Raw genomic sequence first — 19,819 nt, 5'->3', positions numbered from 1 at the left:
ACGTGAGGTCGACAAAACCTGAAGCTGATATCCACGCGATTCAATGGGCAATCCGGCAGTTGGTGCAAGGTTCCCGGAAGACGCTGATCGCAGACGCGGGTGCGGCTGTACCGGAGATGACTCCCGCTGCATTTGTCATCATGACGCGCGTCGTCGACATGTTTCCGGTGTCGCCCGCGGCCATCATCGCGGTTACAGGTTTGGACCGAAGTGTCGTGAGTCGAAATCTGACTGCTCTGACAAAGAAGGGCTACGTGGTGTCCGAATCCGATCCGGATGACGGCCGGGTTTCGCTGTTCTCTCCGACGCCGGACGCTGCGGCAAAGTTCGGTGAGGCGAGCCGGGTGAATCGTGATCGGATCGCCGCCGCGATCGGCGACTGGTCCCCAGCGGATGTCTCGACGTTTGTCACATTATTGGAGAGATTCAACAAGTCCGCCTACGAGAGCTGAAGGGTTACCGAGAGACTTTCGGCCCCACACCTTTCGAAAAGGTATGGGGCCGAAAGTAAATACTGAAGCGGTTACGCGTAGTCGTAGAAACCGCGACCGGTCTTCTTGCCGAGGCGGCCGGCGTCGACCATGCGGCGCAGCAGTGCCGGGGGAGCGTAGTGCGGCTCGGCAAATTCTGCATACAGCGACTCTGACGCTGCGAGAGCAACATCGAGGCCGACGGTGTCGAGGAGCGTCAGCGGGCCCATCGGGTAGCCGCAGCCGCCCTTCATTGCCTCGTCGATGTCTTCGGCGGTGGCGTAGCCGGAATCGAGCATCCGGATTGCCTGGCACAGGTACGGGATGAGCAGTGCGTTGACGATGAAGCCCGAACGGTCGCCCGCGCGAACTGTCTTCTTGCGCAACGTGTTCTTTGCGTAATCCGTGACCGCGAGGACAGTCTCTTCGGACGTGGTCAGGCTGACCACGATCTCGACGAGCGGCATGACCGGCACGGGGTTGAAGAAGTGAACGCCGACAACCTGACCGGGGCGCGAGGTGGCCTTGGCGATCTTGATGACGGGGATCGACGACGTGTTGGTCGCCAGGATTCCCGCAGGCTTCACGATCTTGTCGAGCTTGCCGAAGATCTCGTACTTGAGGGCTTCGATCTCGGGAGCAGCCTCGATCACCAGATCACGATCGGCGAACTCTTCCATGTCCAGGGTGACGCGGACGCGAGCAATTGCGGCGTCTGCTTCTTCCTGGGTGATCTTGCCCTTGGCTACGCCGCGGTTGATCGACTTGGCGATCCGCTCGCGTGCGGAAGCGGCAAATTCTTCCTTGGTTTCGAGCACCAGCACCGAGCTACCGGCTTTTGCACATACTTCGGCGATGCCGGCACCCATGGTGCCGCCGCCGATTACGCCTACAAGTTCCACAATTCTCCTCAAAAATTAGGGGCAAGCCCCTGTGCGCCGTTCCGGTAGTCAGAACTACCAGAAAGGCGCACGGGACGCGAAGCGCCTTACTTCAACAGCGCACGCGACATCACGACGCGCTGGATCTGGTTCGTGCCTTCGTAGATCTGCGTGATCTTGGCGTCGCGCATCATGCGCTCGACGGGGAAGTCGGTGGTGTAGCCGGCGCCGCCGAACAGCTGAACGGCGTCGGTGGTGACCTCCATGGCAACGTCGGATGCAAAGCACTTCGCCGCAGCGGAGATGAAGCCGAGGTTCTTCTCGCCACGCTCGGCGCGAGCAGCGGAGGTGTAGACCATCAGACGTGCGGCTTCGACCTTCATTGCCATGTCGGCGAGCATGAACTGAACAGCCTGGAAGTCACTGATGGACTTGCCGAACTGCTTGCGGTCCTTGGTGTATGCCAGTGCCGCGTCGAGTGCACCCTGAGCAAGGCCGACGGCCTGTGCGCCGATGGTGGGACGCGTGTGGTCGAGGGTTTCGAGTGCCGTCTTGAAGCCGGTACCCGGTGCGCCGATGATGCGGTCGCCGGGGATGCGGCAATTCTCGAAGTACAGCTCAGCGGTGGGGGAGCCCTTGATGCCGAGCTTCTTTTCCTTCGGCCCGACGACAAAGCCCTCGTCGTCCTTGTGGACCATGAAGGAGGAGATGCCGTTTGCGCCCTTGTCGGGGTCGGTGACAGCCATGACGGTGTACCAGGTGGACTTGCCGCCGTTGGTGATCCAGCACTTCGAGCCGTTGAGGATCCAGTCGTCGCCGTCGGCCTTCGCGCGGGTACGCATCGAGGCTGCGTCGGATCCGGCTTCACGCTCGGACAATGCGTACGACGCCATTCCGCCGTTCACGAGGTCCGGGAGAACCTTGGCCTTGAGCTCTTCGGAGCCCTTGAGGATCAGGCCCATGGTGCCGAGCTTGTTGACGGCGGGGATCAGTGAGGAGGAGCCACAGACGCGGGCAACTTCTTCGATGACGATGCAGGTGGCAACGGAATCGGCGCCCTGGCCGTCGTAGGCCTCGGGGACGTGGATGGCGTTGAAGCCCGACGCGTTTAGTGCGGTGAGTGCTTCCTCAGGGAACCGGGCGTTCTCGTCGACGTCCTTGGCGTGCGGCGCGATTTCCTTCTCGGAGAGTCCGCGGATAGCGGCCCGCAGTTCGTCGTGCTCTTCGTTCAGTGAGAAGAGATTGAAGTCTGGGTTTCCGGCCATGGGAACACTCCTTGATGGAAGGTGGATCGAACGGCGCCGACAGAACCAGCATGGCTCGTCGACGGACTGGTGCCAATGACGTCAGTCAAACACGGCACTCAGTGCCAGGTCAAGGGAACGGAGTGTGACGTTGTGGTGCACGATGCGTGTCAGCCGAGTTGTTCGTGAATCTTTCTGCTGATCTCTTCGGCCGAAGTGCCCGGAGGGAATGCCACTACCAGCACAGACCTTTCTTCGGGGGTGCTGGTCGTGGATCCAGGGGCCACGCCGTACGTTCGACGCACATTCAGTAGCGCTAGGCGTAAGGCCTCGGCGGTGGCGTCGGAATCGCCCTTGATCATGCTGCGCAAAAGATAGTTGTGGCACGCGGTGACAGCGGCGGCGAAGCCGACAACCTCGAGCACCGGTTCGCGGGGGACAGCGCTCCGCAGATAGTCGACAAAAAGTCGCTCGTACCGGAACCCGGTGACCAGTTCGCGGTCGCGGAGAGCGGGAACATGCTGCACGACGCGATATCGCCGCATCGACAGATCGCGGTTCTGCTGGAAGAAGTCGAAGACCAATCCGGCAGCTTCACAGACTGATGCCCAGGGGTCTGTGGATTCGGTGGACAGGAACTGTGCGACATGCGTGAGAAGTGACTCGTGATCGGCGAAGATCACGTCTTCCTTGGACCGGAACTGCCGGAAGAACGTGCGACGCGATACCCCGGCGGCAATGGCAATCTGTTCGACGGTGGTGGCTTCGTAGCCGTTCTCGGAGAACAGCCGAATTGCTTGGGACGCGACATGAACGCGGAACTCTGTCGGATCGGTTCCGGGTACGTCTGCGCGTTCACTCATGGAGACAAGTATCGCGCCTGTGGCCACATGCCCGGTGTGACGGGGCGGTAGCCGGATCGACTGTCACTCATCGGTGTGCGGTGGACGTGAATTGGTATGTTGCCGCCTCGACGATCTCTTCGGGCGTAATGGCGATCTCCTCGTTCAGCCATGCGGTGACCAGTTCGGCAAAGCCGCCCACAAACAGCAGTCCGTTGATCGCACCCTGGTGTGGTGGCCACGCTCGATCGCCATACATCCGTGTCGCCTCGTCCGCCACGATCTGAGCAAAGCCTCGCAGTACAGCGCGTCGGTGAGTGCGCAGGGGTTCGAACGCGGCGGATTCGATCATCGCGACACGTCCCTTGCGTGGATCGTCCGTGAGGATCGTGACGAACGACGCGATCGCATTTCGTACGCGTTGCTCGAGCGTCCCGGTGCTCGCTCGAAGCGCGGCCAGTCCCGCGTCGCGGACCTCGTCGGCGATTTTGTCCAAGACCTTTTGCAGGAGTTCGTCTCTGCTGGTGAAGCTTTCGTAGAAGTATCGCTCCGTCAACTTGGCCTGGGCGCAGATTGCGGTCATCGTGGTGCCGCGATTGCCTGCGGCAGCAAATACTTCCAGCCCTGCCTCGAGCAAGCTTTCGCGCCGCAGCGCCGAGCGCTGGTCGCCGCTCAGGCCCGCGTATCGACGCGGCATCGGTGGAGTCATAGGTCGATATTGACAGACGCAGCAGATGTGACGCAGACTACATGCATCTGACAGGACGCACTGTCAGATTGAACGGGAGTAGAGGTCATAGTGTCCAAGATCCTGGCTCGCCCACCCGCACGCTCGCAGTTGCACCCCGTTTCGGGCCGGTCAGGGCTGCCCTTCGTCGGGCACGCGCTCGAATACATCCGTGATCCACTCGCTTTGATGCAAGAGAACTGGGATCGCTACGGCGAGGTTTCCTGGTTTTCGATGGTCGGTCGGCGTTGGATCGCTGTTCTCGGACCTGACGCGTGCCAAGAAGTGCTGCAGAACAAAGATCGAGCATTCGTCAACAGTGACGGCTGGTCGGTCCTGATCGGCCCCTTCTTTCACGGTGGGCTGATGCTTCTCGATTCGGACGAACACCTACGACATCGTCGAATCATGCAGCAGGCGTTCACCCGGTCACGGCTCGAGAAGACCGTCGACGTTCTCAACCCGGCGATCGACTCGGCACTCGACGCATGGACGCCCACCGACGGATTTCGTGCTTACACGGCACTGAAAACGCTCACTCTCGATCTCGCCACCGACATCTTCATGGGCGGGGCGGAAGGAAGTACCGAAAGCGAAATATCGGCGGTGAAAAAGGCTTTCGTCGATTGCGTTCAGGCGGCAACCTCGTTGGTCCGATATCCCGTACCTGGGACTCGATGGAAGCGTGGGCTGGACGGCCGCCGAGTCCTGGAAGCCTTCTTTCGTCGCTACCTACCGGCGCGTCGAGATCGCGAAACCGACGATCTGTTTTCCGTGCTTTGTCACATCGAATCCGAAGCGGGACAACGCTTCAGTGACGACGAGGTGATCGACCACATGATTTTCCTCCTGATGGCCGCACACGACACCTCTACGATCACCATCTCCACGATGATGCAATACCTGGGCCAACACCCACAGTGGCAGGACAGGTGCCGGGCGGAGTCGCTCGCGTTGGGAACGTCGACGCCGAGTTATGCAGATCTCGACGGACTAGGCAGCCTTGATCTGGTCATGAAGGAATGTCTCCGAATCGTCTCTCCGGTACCGGTTATGGCGCGCCGAGCGATACGCGATACCCAAGTGCAGGGGCACTTCGTGCCTGCGGGAACGTATACCGCGGTCGCTCCTCATTTCACCCACCACATGTCGCAGTACTGGCCTGATCCCGAGCGTTTCGATCCTGATCGCTTCGCGGAGCATAGACGCGAAGACAAGGTGCATCGATTCGCGTGGGAGCCCTTCGGCGGTGGTGTGCACAAATGCCTCGGAATGCATTTCGCCGGTGCCGAGATCAAGGCAATCATGCATCACCTTCTCCTACGCTTCGACTGGCACGTCGACGCCGACTACGTCGCCCCGCTCAACTTCACATCCTTGCCGTTCCCCTCCGACGGACAACCTGTCGATCTGCGTCGGCGTTCCACTCCGGCGCCCTGACCCCCTACGGCCGAGTTACTTCGGCGCCCGCAGTTCGAACTTGAGGACCTTGCCGGTCGGGGTGCGGGGAAGGTCGAGGGGGAAGACGATGTCACGAGGCACCTTGTATCCGGCCAGCAAGGTTCGGGTGTGCTCGACGATGTCTTCCGCGGATGCCTGTAATCCCTTGCCCAGGACCACGAATGCCTTCGGGCGCTCGCCCCACTTCTCGTCCGGAACGCCGACGACGGCCACGTCGATCACGGCGGGATGGCTCATGATCGCCTGCTCCACCTCGACGGTGGAGATATTCTCGCCGCCGGAGATGATGATGTCCTTCGCGCGGTCCTTGAGCTGAATGTATCCGTCGGGATGCATGACGCCGAGGTCGCCGGAATGGAACCACCCGCCGGCAAAGGCTTCGGCCGTTGCAGCCTCGTCGCGGTAGTACCCGAGCATGACGTTGTTGCCGCGAAGCACGATCTCTCCCATGGTCTGGCCGTCGGCGGGAACGTCGTTCATGTCTAGGTCGACGACCCGTGCGTTTTCCGCCTGGACCATGCCGACGCCCTGCCGGGAGAGCAGCGCGGCACGCTCGGACTGCGGCTTCTCGTCCCAGGCCTCCTGGTATTCGCAGATCGTGTACGGCCCGTACACCTCGGTGAGTCCGTAGACGTGGACGACGGTGACGCCGATGTCCTCGAGCTTTCCGATGATCGTCGGTGACGGGGGAGCCCCGGCGGTGGTGATGCGCAGGTGCTCGACCTTGTGGGCCTGATCCGCGTCGGCGATGGTGGAGCAGACAGTTGGTGCACCGCACAGATGGGTCACGCCCAAGTTGTCGATCGCGTCCCAGATCGAGTCGGCGCGGACGGCGCGTAGGCAGATGTGGGTGCCGGCGGCCTGGGTGACTGCCCACGGTGTGCACCAACCGTTGCAGTGGAACATCGGGAGCGTCCACAGGTATTTGGTGGAACCGGTGAACCCGTTGTGGAAGGTTTCACCGAGGGAGTTCAAGTACGCGCCGCGGTGGGAGTACATGACGCCCTTGGGTTTTCCGGTGGTACCCGACGTGTAGTTGATGGCGATGCACTGTTGCTCGTCGTCGACACCCCAGCGCAGTGGCTGATCGGCGAGCGCTTCACCTTCGGCCAGCAGATCGGCGTACTGCCCGGTGACGATTCCGGCGGGAACCTCTGGGTACGGGACGGTGGAGTCGGGGATCTCGATGATCTCGCGCAGGCTCGATACGTTTGTTTTCGACGACGCGACGGAACCGACGAACTCGGAGTCGACAAACAGGATCGTGGTTCCCGAGTGATCGAGGATGTACTCGAGTTCGGGACCGGCGAGGCGCGAGTTGAGGGCGATCAGGATTCCGCCGGCCAGAGGCACGGCAAAATGTGCGAACAGCATTTCGGGAATGTTCGGCGTCAGGTAAGCGATGCGATCGCCGGGTTGGATCCGCTCACGCAGAACACGTGCCAGTGCGGCGACCTCGTCGCCGAACTCGCGGTAGGTGTACGTCCGGTCGCCGTGAATGACGGCGGTGCGATCTGGGAACACCGAAGCGCTGCGTTCGAGAAAGCGCAGCGGGCTGAGCGGGGTGTTGTTGGCTGTGAGTGCGGCGGGTGCAGACACGGGTTCCTCCGAGGTTCGCGTGATCGGACGCTGCAGCTCACCCGTCACGGTGAATGTGATCGGCGCTACAAACGCTCGTGTTGGACGATATTGGGCCAGCGCACCGGCCGCTACCCTACGAAGTGGGTATCTACGTTTCCTCTCACCAGGAGTGCACGTGAACAGGGTTTTAAGGCCGAGCGACGACGACGCGCTGCGGGCGGCACTGCGCCGACTGCAGCCGCAGACGGAACTGCCGGTCCTGTTCGGTGGGGGCGTGAGCGGCAACTCGTTGACCATCACCAGCTACGTCGGGACGCACAGCACTCTGTTGCGCAACCTCGAGATCAACGCCGAATGCGGACTCGGTGGGCGGGCGATCGCCGAGCAGCGGACAGCTGTTGTGCAGGACTACGCCAATTCGTCGCAGATCACTCACGACTACGACTACGAGGTCGGCACCGAGCGAATCGAATCGTTGATGGCGGTTCCCGTGGTTGTGCGTGGGAAAACCCGCGGCGCGCTCTATGGCGGACTGCGCGCCAACCTGCCGATCGGAGATGTTGTTGCAGACAAGATGATGCGCGCGTCGTACTCGTTGGCCCGCGAAATCGAGATCCGGGACGAGGTTGATCGTCGTGTCGCGATGATCGACACTGCTGCGGTGGAACAGGTTTCGAGCCGTGAGGCAAAAATATCGGAGACGTTGACGGAGAGCTTCCTCGCGTTGGGTGAGATCGCGGCGGGTATGCAGGACGAGAAACTCAGTGCCCAGGTTCAAGCCGTCGAAGCAAAACTGCGGGCCTTGACGGCGCCTGCCGACATCGCGAGTGCGGTAGTCCTGTCGCCGCGTGAAACCGACGTGATGAGGTATGTCGCGTTGGGTCTGCGTAACGCCGAAATTGCGGAGCGACTCTCCTTGAGCGTCGAAACCATCAAGACGTACATGCGCAATCTCATGGCCAAACTCGATGTGCGGAGTCGCCATGAGGCGGTTGTCGAGGCTCGCCGTCGAGGTCTGATTCTGTGAGTCAGTCCCGGTAAGCGGAATCCTTAAGACCCGCGGCCGTTGTGGTTGATATGACGGACCTCACAATCGCACAAAGAAGCACACGAGTGATGAGGGCATCGATGCAGGATTTGTTCGACAACAGTGACATGACGGGCCTGGCCGGAGCGATTCGCAAGGGGGACGTATCCGCCAAGGAAGTCCTGGAGTTCAGCCTTGACCGGCTCGACGAGCGGAACCCGGCCGTCAATGCAGTGATCAGCGAACGCCGCGACGAAGCTCGGAACGAGGTTGCTGCCGGTCTTCCCGAAGGCCCACTGCAGGGTGTGCCGTTCGTGATCAAGGACCTCGGGCTTGATGTCGCGGGTCTGCCGAGTACCAACGGATCTCGTTTGTTCGCCGATGCTGTGGCGCAGGAGGATTCGACGCTCGTCGAGCGATACCGTCGTGCGGGACTGGTGATTGTCGGTAAGACCAATACTCCGGAGTTCGGCAAGAACGCGAGCACCGAACCCGCACTGTTCGGTCCCACCCGCAACCCGTATGCCCTCGATCGCTCACCCGGTGGGTCATCGGGAGGAACGGCAGTGGCTGTTGCCGTGGGAATCGTGCCCGCGGGCCATGCCAGTGACGGCGGCGGCTCGATCCGCATCCCGGCGTCTGCATGCGGCCTGGTTGGTCTCAAGCCGAGCCGCGGTCGTACCCCGACTGCACCGGCACGAACTCTCTTCGCGTCGCCGATGGGTGTTCACCACGCGCTTACTCGAAGTGTGCGGGACACCGCACTGCTCCTCGATCTTTCCGCCGGACCCACAGTGGGCGATCCGTACGTGATCCTGGCGCCGAAGCGCCCGTACGTCGAGGAAGTGGGCGCGGATCCCGGACGGTTGCGGATTGCTCTGAGTAACGCGCTGCCGGACGGCACGCCGGTGGACCCGGAATGCGCGGCCGTCACCACGGGCGTAGCCGGTCTGCTCGAAGAACTCGGTCACCATGTCACCGAAGGGGCCCCGGACTTCCCGCTTGATGCACTCACTGCCGGGCTTTCCGTGCTGATGGGCATTCCCATGACCATTGAGGTCGATGCACGACTCGAGGCCGTGAACCGCGCAATCCGCGACGACGACCTCGAACCGATGGCTCGGATGATCTACGACCGCGCGAAGTCCGAAAGTGCGACCAACGTCGTCAAGGCACTGCAGGAACTCGAGCGGGCAGCTCAAGTCATCGGTGCGTTCTTTGTCGATCACGACCTGCTGCTGACCCCGACGATGGCTCGCCCGGCTGCTCCGCTTGGTCTCCTCGATACGGCAAATCCCATGTCGATCTGGGAGCACTCGGCCGGATACAGCGGTTTGACCAGTCCGTTCAACAGTTCCGGTCAACCGGCAATTTCCTTGCCGATGGGTCATGACTCTGCCGGTGTGCCTATCGGCGTGCAGTTGGTTGCGGCCTTCGGGCGCGAAGATTTGCTGATTCAGGTTGCGTCGCAACTTGAAACGGCGCGCCCGTGGTCCATCGCTCCGGTGTGGCCGCCGACCCAGGGATAAGCGCGACAGTAGCGGTCCGGCGGTGGTTTCATGCCCGCTGCCGGGCCGCTTTGTCGTGTGTGGAGGCGTTCGACAAGCCCGCGGAAATTCAAAAAAGTATTTCTAATCGAAATATCGCATATCGAACGACTTTTCTGCGTAGTATCCACAATGAGCGGTGGTGAGTAGTTGCGTCGGTGTGGAGCGAACAGGCTCCGATCCACACGGACGGGGCCGCCCAGCGCGATCGAACTGCGTTGTCACAGAAATGGATCAAGGATGGTCGTTCAACCGGACATGGCATATCGGCGCTCTCTGGCCGTGGCAGAACTGACAGGCCCGGGGCAGTTGTTCGAGGTGGCTGAAGAACCCGTGCGCGGGCACGTCATGCCGGTGTTCAAGAATCGCACGCACACGCTCCGTGAGCTCCTGGCGGCGTCGGTCGAGTACGGCGACACCGAGTATCTGGTGTGTGACGAACTGCGGATTACCTTCACCGATCACTTTGCTCGCGTGGCGTCACTTGCGGAGGAGTTGCGACGCACGTACTCGATCGGCAAGGGCGACCGCGTGGCAATTCTGTCTGCGAACAATGCTCAGTGGATCATCACGTTCTGGGCGGCGACGTCGCTCGGGGCGATAGTGGTCGGGATGAACTCGATGTGGTCTGCCCCCGAGATCGACTACGGTATGAAGCATTGCACGCCGAAACTTGTTGTCGCCGATGCAAAACGGCGAGAACTACTCGGTGATCCCGAACTGCCGGTGTTGTCCACCGAAGTCGACGTACCTCGATTGTCCACACTGCACGCCGATGCAGCACTGTCGACCTGCCCCATCCACGAGGACGACCCCGCCGTCATCCTGTACACCAGTGGCACAACCGGCCGGCCGAAAGGTGCGACGCACTCGCACCGGAACATCATCACGGCAAACGACTTTCACCGATTCAACGACGCGTTGGCAACGCATCTCGGAAGCCCACCCGCGAACCGGCGGTTTCTCCTGTCGAATCCTCTCTTCCACATCGCGTCACTGCACAACCTTGCCGTGCCACGGTTGTCGATCGGCGACACCGCAGTCATCTACAGCGGCCGATTCGAGATCGAACGTGTGCTGCGTTTGATCGAGCGCGAGCGGGTCACCAACTGGGGTGCTGTGCCAACCATGGCGAATCGTCTTGTTTCACATGGTGATCTGTCCCGATACGATCTGTCCTCGCTCAAGACGATGTCACTGGGATCAGCGCCGTCGTCACTCGCGCTGAAGGAGAAGGTTCGCGAACTGTTGCCGGTGGCAGGGCGTTCGTTGGGGACGACGTACGGGCTCACCGAGTCGTCGACAGGAGCCACCTTGGCGACAGCCGCCGATCTGGAGGAGTACCCCGATTCCGTGGGTCGCCCCGTCGTCACAATGAGCGTCGAGATCCGGGACGACAACGGTCATCGACTCCCGGACGGTTACGAGGGTGAGATCTGCCTACGTGGACCGCACGTGATGGTGGGCTACTGGAACAACGACGCCGCGACAGCCGCAGCGCTCGACGATGAAGGATGGCTACGTACCGGCGATTTGGGGTTCATGGCCGACGGTCACCTCCGCGTCAGCAGTCGTAGATCAGACTTGATTCTGCGTGGTGGGGAGAACGTCTACCCCGTCGAGGTCGAGAACGCCCTGAGCGAGCACCCGTCGGTGCAGGAATGCGCGGTGATCGGAATTCCCCACGCAGATTACGGCGAAGAAGTGGCCGCAATTGTTGTGGTCGAGGAGCCGGGATCCGTGACGGAAGCGGAGCTGCTCGGGTACGTGCGGGAGCGTCTCGCGAAGTACAAGGTTCCGTCGCGATGGCGACTGACAACAGAACCGTTGCCGCGCAATGCAACCGGAAAAGTTGTGCGTAAACAGCTCGATGTTGATGCTGAACCGGCGATGGTGTCGGAGAATCGCCACGCGTGGACTTCGCTGCTGACGGCACTGGACGAGCGTCGCCGGGCCGCACGGGAGATGGGTGGCCCCGACAAACTACGGCGGTATCGGCGGTTCGGGCGGGTTGATGCGCGCGATCGAGTAGCAAGGTTCCTGGATGAAGATACATTTCAGGAAATCGGTGTGCTGGCCGGTGATGCGTCGATTCCGTCCGACGCCTTCGTTGCGGGGTCCGGGCTTGTCGACGGTCGGCCGGTGCTTGTCGGTTCGGAGGACTTCACGGTTGCCGGCGGATCCATCGGAACGGCAGCGGCCACCAAACGCGCCCGGATCGCAGAACTCGCCAAACGCGAGCGGACTCCACTGGTGATGATGCTCGAAGGTGCCGGGCATCGGGCCACCAATGCACTGCATCCGCACCGTCCGGCACCCAACGATCTGCAGGCGATGGCAGACCTTGCCGGATTGGTCCCGACGGTTTCGATCGTGTGTGGACCCTCGGCTGGCCACGGTGCTCTTGCCGCACCGATGTCGGATTTTGTCATCATGGTCAAAGATCACGGCGCGATGTTCACAGCCGGCCCGCCGCTCGTGGAGGCGTCGCTCGCCGAGAAGGTGACAAAGGAAGACCTCGGCGGTAGTGCCGTTCATGCCGAGGCGAGTGGAATCGCCGACAATGTTGCGGCGGACGTAGACTCGGCGCTCGAGTTGACGCGTCGATACCTGTCCTATTTCCCGTCGAACGCGTGGAGTCGCGCGCCACTGGCGGATCCTGACACTCCGGGTGCCGCGCCGCGCTCGCTCGACGCTCTTCTCGACATAGTTCCGCCGAATCCTCGTATCCCGTACGACATGCACGATGTGTTATCCGTGATGGTGGACGAGGGCACCCTGTTCGAGTTGCAACCGCAGCACGGTTCTTCTGTCATCACAGTGCTGGCACGGATGGGCGGCAGGGTTGTCGCCGTAGTCGCCAATCAGCCATTGGTGCTTGCCGGTGCGTTGGATGTTGCTGCGGCGGAAAAGGCATGCCGGTTCATCGAGATGACCGGTGCTTTCCATATCCCGTTGATCTTCCTGGCAGACAACCCTGGAGTTCTTGCGGGAAGTAAGTCCGAACGGGACGGGATACTGCGGGCGAGTGCTCGGATGTTTGCGGCGCAGCATCGGTCCACCGTGCCGAAAATGCATGTGACAGTGCGCAAAGCCTTCGGATTCGGGGGCTCGGTCATGGGTCAGAATGCTTTCGACAATCAGACCGTGTCGTTGTCGTTCCCGGGTGGGATGCTGGGAGGAATTCCCGCTGCCGTGGGTGGGAGCACTTCCAAGGCAGATGAGCGGACACAGCGTGCATTGATCGAGAACGAGGCTGCAGGTCCGTGGCGTCTGGCAAGTTCGGTGACGTACGACGACGTCATCGATCCACGCGAACTACGCAACGCGCTGCTCGGTGCGATCCGACTCTCGGCGGGGCGAGATGCGGAACCCGTTGCACCGGTTATGCACACCGGGTACCTTCCCTAGTGAAATCCGACGTTCCACCGGGCATTCGGACCAGATTCGGCGCTCGACTGCGGATTCCGCTGATCGCCGCACCCATGCTGAGAGTGAGCGGGCCGGAAGTCGTCTCGGCAGCCTGCGCGGCGGGCGTCGTCGGCGCTTTTCCGACGGCAAACGCGCGCACGGCAGAGGAACTCGATTCGTGGCTGGCGACATTCGATCGTGCCCATGAGGAGAGCGGCGGAGAACTGGCACCGTACTGCCCCAATCTGATCATGAGAGCGCCGCGACTGGCAGACGACGTTGCGTGCTTGGTTCGCCGCCGAGTGGAAATGGTCATCGCGAGCGTAGGCTCACCGGCCCCGATCATCGGACCGCTCCACGACATCGGTGCCGCAGTCTTTGCCGACGTCGGCACACTTCGTCATGCAGAAAAGGCTGTTGAAGCCGGTGCGGACGGACTCGTGCTGCTCTCGGCCGGAGCGGGTGGGCAGACGGGGTGGATGAACCCGTTTGCCTTCATCCGTGGTGTCCGTGAGTTCTTCGACGGCACAGTCATTCTCGCAGGTGGAATCTCCGACGGGCAGGCGTTGTGGGCTGCCGAGGTGGCAGGCTTCGACGCGGCGTACATGGGCACACGTTTCATCGCGAGCGACGAGAGTTCGGCGTCGGCGCCGTACAAGGACATGTTGGTCGAGAGCACGATGGACGACGTGGTGCTGACCAACGCTTTCACCGGACTGCGGACGAACATGCTTGCCCCGTCCATCAGAGCGCAGGGGCTTGATCCCGACACACTGAACGAGCAGATCTCCGTGAAAGAATCGGCCGAGCTGTTCGGACCGGGGTCATCAGAACCGGGGCCGAGAAGGTGGACCGACGTCTGGAGTGCGGGCCATTCGGTGTCGGGGGTGAAACGACGCAGCCCCCTTTCGGAAGTAGTTCGCGAAACAGTCGCAGAGTACGAGGACGCCCGAGCGAGAACACGTTCGGTGCTGGAGCAACGACGAGCAGCGAACGCAGACTCCTGAGCAGACGTTTTTCGCTAGGTACCTTCCCAGTGATCGGGACAAGGATGGATAACTTCTGTGGCGGTAGCCATTCTGAAAACTAGTTCCGAAAAAACGTATACCTAATAGACATATCCGGGCTAGTCTGCCTGTGAGCCGAAGAGACCGTGTGCGCGGGGTTTCTCGCCGACTTTGATCTATCTCGAGAGGGAATTCGATGAGCGGAAAATGGAACGGCAAAGGCAGAATTGCCGCAGTGTCGCTGGTGACTGCTTTGGCGGTCGCGGGATGTGGCGGGGGTGGCGGCACCAGCACTACAGGCGGCTCCACTGCATCGGCCGCAGATATCGACCGCGCGGCGGTCCTTCGCGTCACCGCGTCGGCGCCGACCCGAAACCTCGATCCGTACCTCCAGACAAGTTACGGCGGTTGGGGATATCTGACTCCGATGTTCGATCGCTTGACCATGGTGGACAAGGAGGGAAATCTTGTTCCGGGACTTGCGGAGTCGTGGGAGTTTTCCTCTGACGGTGGTTATCTCGAGCTGAAGTTGCGCGACGACGTCTCGTTCCACGACGGCACCAAGTTCGACGCCGCCGCCCTCGCCGCGAACGTCCAGCGTGGAAAGACGATGGCAGGCAGCACTGTTGTCGCCGCGCTCGACGACATTACGTCCGTCGATGTTGTCGACCCGACCACCGCTCGGCTGAACCTGACCAAGGGTTCCGGTGTGGAGCTACCCGGGCTGTTCAGCACGAATGTCGGCATGATGGTCAGCCCCAAGACCATTGAAGCCGGTACGGACATCCGAAATGATCCGGGCCAGAGCGGATCCGGACCCTACACCGTCACCAACTACGTACCCGAGGAATCTCTCGAGGTCACCCGCGCAGAGGGCGACTACTGGGATTCGGCGGCCGGACTGCTCGGTGGAATCAGCTTCAAGACCATGCCGGACGCGACAACGCGTTTGAACGGAATGCAGACCGCCGCCACCGACATCAGCTGGGTGAGCTCGGCCAACGAGATCGTTCAGGCGCAGTCGCTCGCAGACCGCGATGTGCTGGGTATCGACAAGGTGAAGTTCCGCAACGTGCTTGGTGTCTTCATGCGAGCACGTGACGATCTCGCGAAACCTGAAGTGCGCCAGGCTGTTGCACACGCTATCGATCCCGAGGCCATCAGCGCGCTCTTCTCGGGAACCTGCACCCCGTACCGACAGATGTATCCGGAGTCGAGCTGGGCGGCGGACCCGTCGTACCAGTACCCGTACACCTTCGACGTGGACAAGGCCAAGAGCCTGGTCGAGAGTGCCGGCGGAGCCAAGATCACACTGACATTCGGTGCCGGAACAAATACGGAAAAGCCGGCCAACGTTATCCAGTCCTCCCTGGCAGCAGCAGGATTCGACGCGGAGCTCAACCCCGTTCCGAATACCCAGAACGAGCCCGGCTACATCGCCGGCACCTTCCAGTCGATGGTGTCGAACAGCTTCAGCCCGAAGGTGGACCCCGCCGAGACCGTCAATACCTTTGTCGTGGGTCCCTACGACTTCGGCAACGGCAACCCCGAGATCGCCGCACTGGCAACAAAGGCTGCCAACCCGACGTTGTCGCAGGATGAGCGGGCCGGGCTGTACCACGACATCTGGTCGAAGACACTGGCCGAGGCCATGTTCGTCCCGATCTGCAATCAGACGAACGCGACGATCTTCAGCGACAAGGTAGTCAACGCCGACAACATCCCGTGGGTTGACACCGGAATCTTCGATCTGCGCTACGTCGGAATGACCAAGTAGCACTGCAGATTCAGCAATCTTGCTGATAGACCGATCCGCTTCGCAGGTGATGCGACAAAGAATTCACGGAGTCGCATCACCTGCGAAGGGGAACCGCCGACAAGACCGGCTGTAAGCGCCGGTGAGGGGTGCTTATGTTGCGTTACGCGGGGCGACGGTTGCTGGCGGCGGTGCCGCTGTTGTTGATTGTGCCTTTGATGATTTTTCTGTTGATCGATTTGGCGCCGGGGGATCCGGCTGCGATTCTTGCCGGGGATGATCCGACTCCGGAGCGGTTGGCGGAGATCCGGTCGACACTTCACCTGGACGACAACATCTTTCTGCGGTACGTCCGGTGGGTGGGCGGTGTTCTGCAGGGTGATCTGGGCACGTCGTTTCTGTCGAATCAGTCGGTGACGGAGCTGATCTTCCGCCGGATGGCGACGACGTTGTCGCTGGTGATCTTCGCGATGGTGCTCGCGGTGACGATCGGGCTGATCTTGGGTGTTGTTGCCTCGCTTCGTCCCGGCGGATTTGTTGATCGTCTGGTGAATGTGGTGGCGTCGATTGCGATCGCGATTCCCGCGTTCTGGTTCGGTTTGGTGCTGGTGTCGGTGTTCGCGGTGACCAATCAGATCTTCCCGGCCTTCGGGTATGCGCCGCTGTCGGAGGGGTTTGTGCCGTGGATTCAGCACCTCATTTTGCCCGGTACGGCGTTGGCGTTGTTGCCGGCGGCGGAGGTGACGTTGCAGCTGCGGTCGTCGCTGGGGCAGGTACTCAAGAGTGACTACATCCTCAACGCGGAAGCGAAGGGGCTCGGCCGCGGAAGTGTCGTCTTCAAACACGGACTCAAGAACGCGTGCATCCCGGTGGTCACGGTGCTCGGATTCCGCGTCGCCGAAGTGTTGGGCGGTGCAGTGACTATCGAAATCATCTACAGCATGCCGGGGTTGGGCTCGCTGGCCGTGAACAGCGTCCAGAACCACGATATTCCGGTGTTGCTCGGGTTTGTCCTGTTCACCACCGTGGTGGTGGTGCTGGTGAATCTGCTTGTCGACATTTCCTACGGCTACTTCAACCCTAAGGTTCGCGCATGACTGATCCGAAGGTAGTGACCACCAAATCCGAGACAGCGGAGCGGCCCGCGAGGGGCCAAGGCTTGAAAGCTGTTCTGCGTAAGCCGGTGACGATGGTGGCGGGTATTTTCATCCTGCTTCTGGTGATCATGGCGGTGTTTGCTCCGATTCTGGCACCGCACGATCCGTATGTGCAGGACCTGGTCAACCGATTGCAGCCGCCAAGTGCAAATCATCTGCTCGGCACCGATGATTACGGCCGAGATGTGTTGAGCCGGTTGATCTACGGCGCGCGGATCTCGTTGACGGCGTCGTTGCAGGCGGTGAGTGTGGCGTTGATCCTGGGACTTCCCCTTGGTGTCATCGCCGGTTATCGCGGCGGCTGGGTCGATTCGCTGATCACCCGGGTGATGGATGCGTTGATGTCGGCTCCGTCGCTGGTGCTGGCGATCACGATTGTCGCAGTCCTCGGTTCGGGAATCACCAACGCGATGCTCGCCATCGGTTTGGTCATGGCGCCCAGGTTTTTCCGGGTTGCGAGGGCGTCGACGATGGATGTGCGGCACGAGACGTACATCGAGGCCGCAATCGCCTTGGGCTGCCGTCCGGGCAGAACAATTATCCGCCATATTCTTCCGAATGTGATGCCGCCGGTGGTGCTGGTCATCTCCGTCTCTCTCGGTGCTGCGGTTGCGGCGGAGGCGAGTTTGAGTTTCCTCGGTTTGGGGGCGAAGGCTCCGGCGGCGAGTTGGGGTTCGATGCTCAGTACTGCGGCGTCGAATATGCAGCTGGCGCCGTACCTGGTGTGGCCTCCCGGTGTGATGATCTTCTTGACGGTCCTGTCCTTCACCTACCTGGGCGACGGTGTTCGCCGATCCCTGCTACGGAGTCGTAATGGTGACAATGACTGATCTGATGCGTAAAGAGCAGCTCGAAGCGAGCACTCAACCACTGTTGCGGGTTCGGGATCTGACCATCGAATTCCCCAGCGGCGGAAGCGGTTGGCAGACGACAGTCGAAGGTGTTTCGTTCGACGTCGGTGCCGGCGAGTCGGTGGCGTTGGTCGGTGAGTCCGGATCAGGCAAGACGGTGTCCTCGCTTGCGGTGATGGGGTTGACCCAGGCCACCGGCGGCCGGATTTCGCGGGGTTCCATCGAATTCGACGGTCGTGATCTGACGAAGGTTCCGGAGCGGGAGTGGCGCAAGCTCCGCGGTACCGGGATGGGCATGATTTTTCAGCAGCCGATTCGCAGCCTCAATCCGGCCTATACGGTCGGTGATCAGATCGCTGAATCCGTCCGCAAGCACTTGGGTTTGAGCCGCAAGGAAGCGATGGCCCGGGCGGTGGAGATGCTCGAGTTGGTGCAGATTCCCCGGGCGAAGGAGCGGGTGGGTGACTATCCGCACGCGTTCAGTGGTGGTATGTGTCAGCGCGTGATGATCGCGATGGTGATGGCGTGTAATCCGCGGTTGCTGATCGCGGACGAGCCGACCACGGCGCTCGATGTGACAGTGCAGGAGAAGATCCTCGATCTGTTGCGGGATCTGCAGGAGCAGACCGGTGTGGCGTTGCTGTTCGTCAGTCACGATCTTGCGGTGGTGGCGGAACTGTGTCAGCGGGTGGTGGTGATGTATGCCGGTGAGATCGCGGAAAACGCTGCGGCAGAGGAAGTGTTCTTCCGCCCACAGCATCCGTACACGTCGGGGTTGCTTGCCTCGATCCCGCAGCCGGGACTGAATGCGGATCGTCGGCTGCATGCGATCCCGGGCGGAATTCCCGCGGCGGCCGATTGGCCGACAGGATGCCGGTTCTCGCCGCGGTGCCCACACGTGGCGCCGGGGGTATGCGATGTGGAGCATCCGGCGATGGCGAGTGTTCCCACCGGTGAGGCGCGATGCCTGCGCGTGCAGGACCTTGATCTGCAGGGAGTGAGTGTGCGATGAGCCTTCTCGAAGTGTCGAACGTGTCGAAGTCGTTTGCATCGGGCCGCGATTTTCTCGGGCGCCGCACCAAGTGGTCACATGCGGTCAAGGATGTCAGCTTCAGTCTCGAAGCCGGTGAATGTCTTGCCGTGGTGGGGGAGTCAGGTGCGGGTAAGTCGACGGTGGGCCGGATTGCGTTGCGGTTGATCGAGCCCGATACCGGTTCGATCACATTCGACGGTGTTGATGTGCGGGCCGCGAAACCTGCTGAGTTACGTACGATGCGTCGCGGTATGCAGATGATTTTCCAGGATCCGCACAGTTCCCTCAATCCGCGGATGACCGTCGTGGATGCCGTGGTGGAACCGTTGATCGTTCATACCGACATGGGTCGGGGTGAGCGTGAGAAGTTGGCGACGGCGATGTTGGACAAGGTGGGTATCGGTTCGCGTTATTTCGGCCGGTATCCGGCGGAGCTTTCGGGTGGTCAGCTGCAGCGTGTGGCTATTGCGCGGGCGTTGACGTTGAACCCGAAGATGATCGTCTGTGATGAACCTGTTGCTGCGCTCGATGTTTCGGTGCGGGCTCAGGTGCTCAACTTGTTGCGGGATCTGCAGGAGGAGTTGGGTCTTGCGTATCTGTTCGTGTGTCATGATTTGGCGTTGATCGAAGTGATCGCCGATCGTGTGCTGGTGATGGCGCGCGGTGAGGTCGTTGAAAGCGGGACTGTCGAGGACATCTTCCGTCGCCCGCAGCAGGAGTACACCCGAACATTGCTCGACGCGATACCGGTACCTGTTCCGCGTTCCGTCCGGGGGCAGGATCTCGAGAGCGCCCGAGCCGAACCTGTGAGTTGAGGAGAATTC

Annotated in this window: 16 protein-coding genes and 1 pseudogene; 12 read left to right on the top strand and 5 right to left on the bottom strand. The window is 61.4% G+C overall.

Annotated features, from left to right (window positions below):
- Nucleotides 1-2: 2 nt before the first annotated feature.
- Entirely contained in the window at nucleotides 3-452 is a 450-nt protein-coding gene (locus V2B23_RS14115) for a MarR family winged helix-turn-helix transcriptional regulator (RefSeq protein WP_430950914.1), read from the top strand.
- Nucleotides 453-523: 71 nt separating this feature from the next.
- Here V2B23_RS14115 and V2B23_RS14110 read toward each other — a convergent pair whose 3' ends face one another.
- The 4 genes from V2B23_RS14110 to V2B23_RS14095 form a co-directional block, all read right to left on the bottom strand.
- On the bottom strand, nucleotides 524-1,372 hold the full coding sequence (locus V2B23_RS14110) for a 3-hydroxybutyryl-CoA dehydrogenase (RefSeq protein ID WP_430950913.1): 849 nt from the start codon (nucleotides 1,370-1,372) through the stop codon (nucleotides 524-526).
- Nucleotides 1,373-1,458: 86 nt separating this feature from the next.
- The gene (locus V2B23_RS14105; RefSeq protein WP_430950912.1) at nucleotides 1,459-2,616 is read right to left on the bottom strand and encodes an acyl-CoA dehydrogenase; all 1,158 of its coding nucleotides are present in this window, start codon (nucleotides 2,614-2,616) and stop codon (nucleotides 1,459-1,461) included.
- A gap of 149 nt (nucleotides 2,617-2,765) precedes the next feature.
- Nucleotides 2,766-3,458: a TetR family transcriptional regulator gene (locus V2B23_RS14100; RefSeq protein ID WP_430950911.1), complete on the bottom strand. Its 693-nt coding sequence runs from the start codon at nucleotides 3,456-3,458 to the stop codon at nucleotides 2,766-2,768.
- A gap of 67 nt (nucleotides 3,459-3,525) precedes the next feature.
- A complete protein-coding gene (locus V2B23_RS14095) occupies nucleotides 3,526-4,146 on the bottom strand; it encodes a TetR/AcrR family transcriptional regulator (protein WP_430950910.1) in 621 nt (206 codons plus the stop codon).
- 90 nt (nucleotides 4,147-4,236) lie between these two features.
- Between V2B23_RS14095 and V2B23_RS14090 the strand changes: the two genes are divergently transcribed.
- Nucleotides 4,237-5,604, top strand: a complete 1,368-nt coding sequence (locus V2B23_RS14090; RefSeq protein ID WP_430950909.1) for a cytochrome P450 — start codon at nucleotides 4,237-4,239, stop codon at nucleotides 5,602-5,604.
- 15 nt (nucleotides 5,605-5,619) lie between these two features.
- On the opposite strand, the gene V2B23_RS14085 is transcribed toward V2B23_RS14090, so the two are convergent.
- Nucleotides 5,620-7,224, bottom strand: coding sequence for an acyl--CoA ligase family protein (locus V2B23_RS14085; RefSeq protein ID WP_430950908.1), 1,605 nt, complete (start codon nucleotides 7,222-7,224; stop codon nucleotides 5,620-5,622).
- 157 nt (nucleotides 7,225-7,381) lie between these two features.
- On the opposite strand from V2B23_RS14085, the gene V2B23_RS14080 reads away from it, so the two are divergent.
- The 10 genes and pseudogenes from V2B23_RS14080 (at nucleotide 7,382) to V2B23_RS14035 (ending at nucleotide 19,810) form a co-directional block, all read left to right on the top strand.
- The gene (locus V2B23_RS14080; RefSeq protein WP_430950907.1) at nucleotides 7,382-8,233 is read left to right on the top strand and encodes a LuxR C-terminal-related transcriptional regulator; all 852 of its coding nucleotides are present in this window, start codon (nucleotides 7,382-7,384) and stop codon (nucleotides 8,231-8,233) included.
- Between the two features lie 101 nt (nucleotides 8,234-8,334).
- Complete coding sequence (locus V2B23_RS14075) at nucleotides 8,335-9,762, top strand: amidase (RefSeq protein ID WP_430950906.1); 1,428 nt, start codon at nucleotides 8,335-8,337, stop codon at nucleotides 9,760-9,762.
- 258 nt (nucleotides 9,763-10,020) lie between these two features.
- Nucleotides 10,021-11,655 (top strand): annotated as a pseudogene (locus V2B23_RS14070) (class I adenylate-forming enzyme family protein); the annotation flags it as partial.
- Nucleotides 11,656-11,670: 15 nt separating this feature from the next.
- The gene (locus tag V2B23_RS14065; protein ID WP_430951157.1) at nucleotides 11,671-13,191 is read left to right on the top strand and encodes an acyl-CoA carboxylase subunit beta; all 1,521 of its coding nucleotides are present in this window, start codon (nucleotides 11,671-11,673) and stop codon (nucleotides 13,189-13,191) included.
- On the top strand, nucleotides 13,191-14,198 hold the full coding sequence (locus V2B23_RS14060; protein ID WP_430950905.1) for an NAD(P)H-dependent flavin oxidoreductase: 1,008 nt from the start codon (nucleotides 13,191-13,193) through the stop codon (nucleotides 14,196-14,198). The genes V2B23_RS14065 and V2B23_RS14060 overlap by 1 nt, the downstream gene beginning before the upstream one ends.
- 196 nt (nucleotides 14,199-14,394) lie before the next feature.
- On the top strand, nucleotides 14,395-15,975 hold the full coding sequence (locus V2B23_RS14055; protein ID WP_430950904.1) for an ABC transporter substrate-binding protein: 1,581 nt from the start codon (nucleotides 14,395-14,397) through the stop codon (nucleotides 15,973-15,975).
- A 134-nt stretch (nucleotides 15,976-16,109) separates the two neighbouring features.
- Nucleotides 16,110-17,051 carry an ABC transporter permease gene (locus tag V2B23_RS14050; RefSeq protein ID WP_430950903.1) on the top strand — a complete coding sequence of 314 codons (942 nt, stop codon included), beginning with the start codon at nucleotides 16,110-16,112 and terminating at the stop codon, nucleotides 17,049-17,051.
- Complete coding sequence (locus V2B23_RS14045) at nucleotides 17,048-17,941, top strand: ABC transporter permease (protein WP_430950902.1); 894 nt, start codon at nucleotides 17,048-17,050, stop codon at nucleotides 17,939-17,941. The genes V2B23_RS14050 and V2B23_RS14045 overlap by 4 nt, the downstream gene beginning before the upstream one ends.
- Nucleotides 17,925-18,974 carry an ABC transporter ATP-binding protein gene (locus V2B23_RS14040; protein ID WP_430950901.1) on the top strand — a complete coding sequence of 350 codons (1,050 nt, stop codon included), beginning with the start codon at nucleotides 17,925-17,927 and terminating at the stop codon, nucleotides 18,972-18,974. Before V2B23_RS14045 ends, V2B23_RS14040 begins: the two co-directional genes overlap by 17 nt.
- Entirely contained in the window at nucleotides 18,971-19,810 is an 840-nt protein-coding gene (locus V2B23_RS14035) for an ATP-binding cassette domain-containing protein (RefSeq protein WP_430950900.1), read from the top strand. The genes V2B23_RS14040 and V2B23_RS14035 overlap by 4 nt, the downstream gene beginning before the upstream one ends.
- Nucleotides 19,811-19,819: the final 9 nt, after the last annotated feature.

The organism is Rhodococcus sp. 24CO (assembly GCF_050586165.1).
Classification (GTDB): Bacteria; Actinomycetota; Actinomycetes; order Mycobacteriales; family Mycobacteriaceae; genus Rhodococcus_F.
The sequence above is the reverse complement of the archived record's forward strand: the minus strand, read 5'-3'. Positions and strand labels throughout refer to the sequence as shown.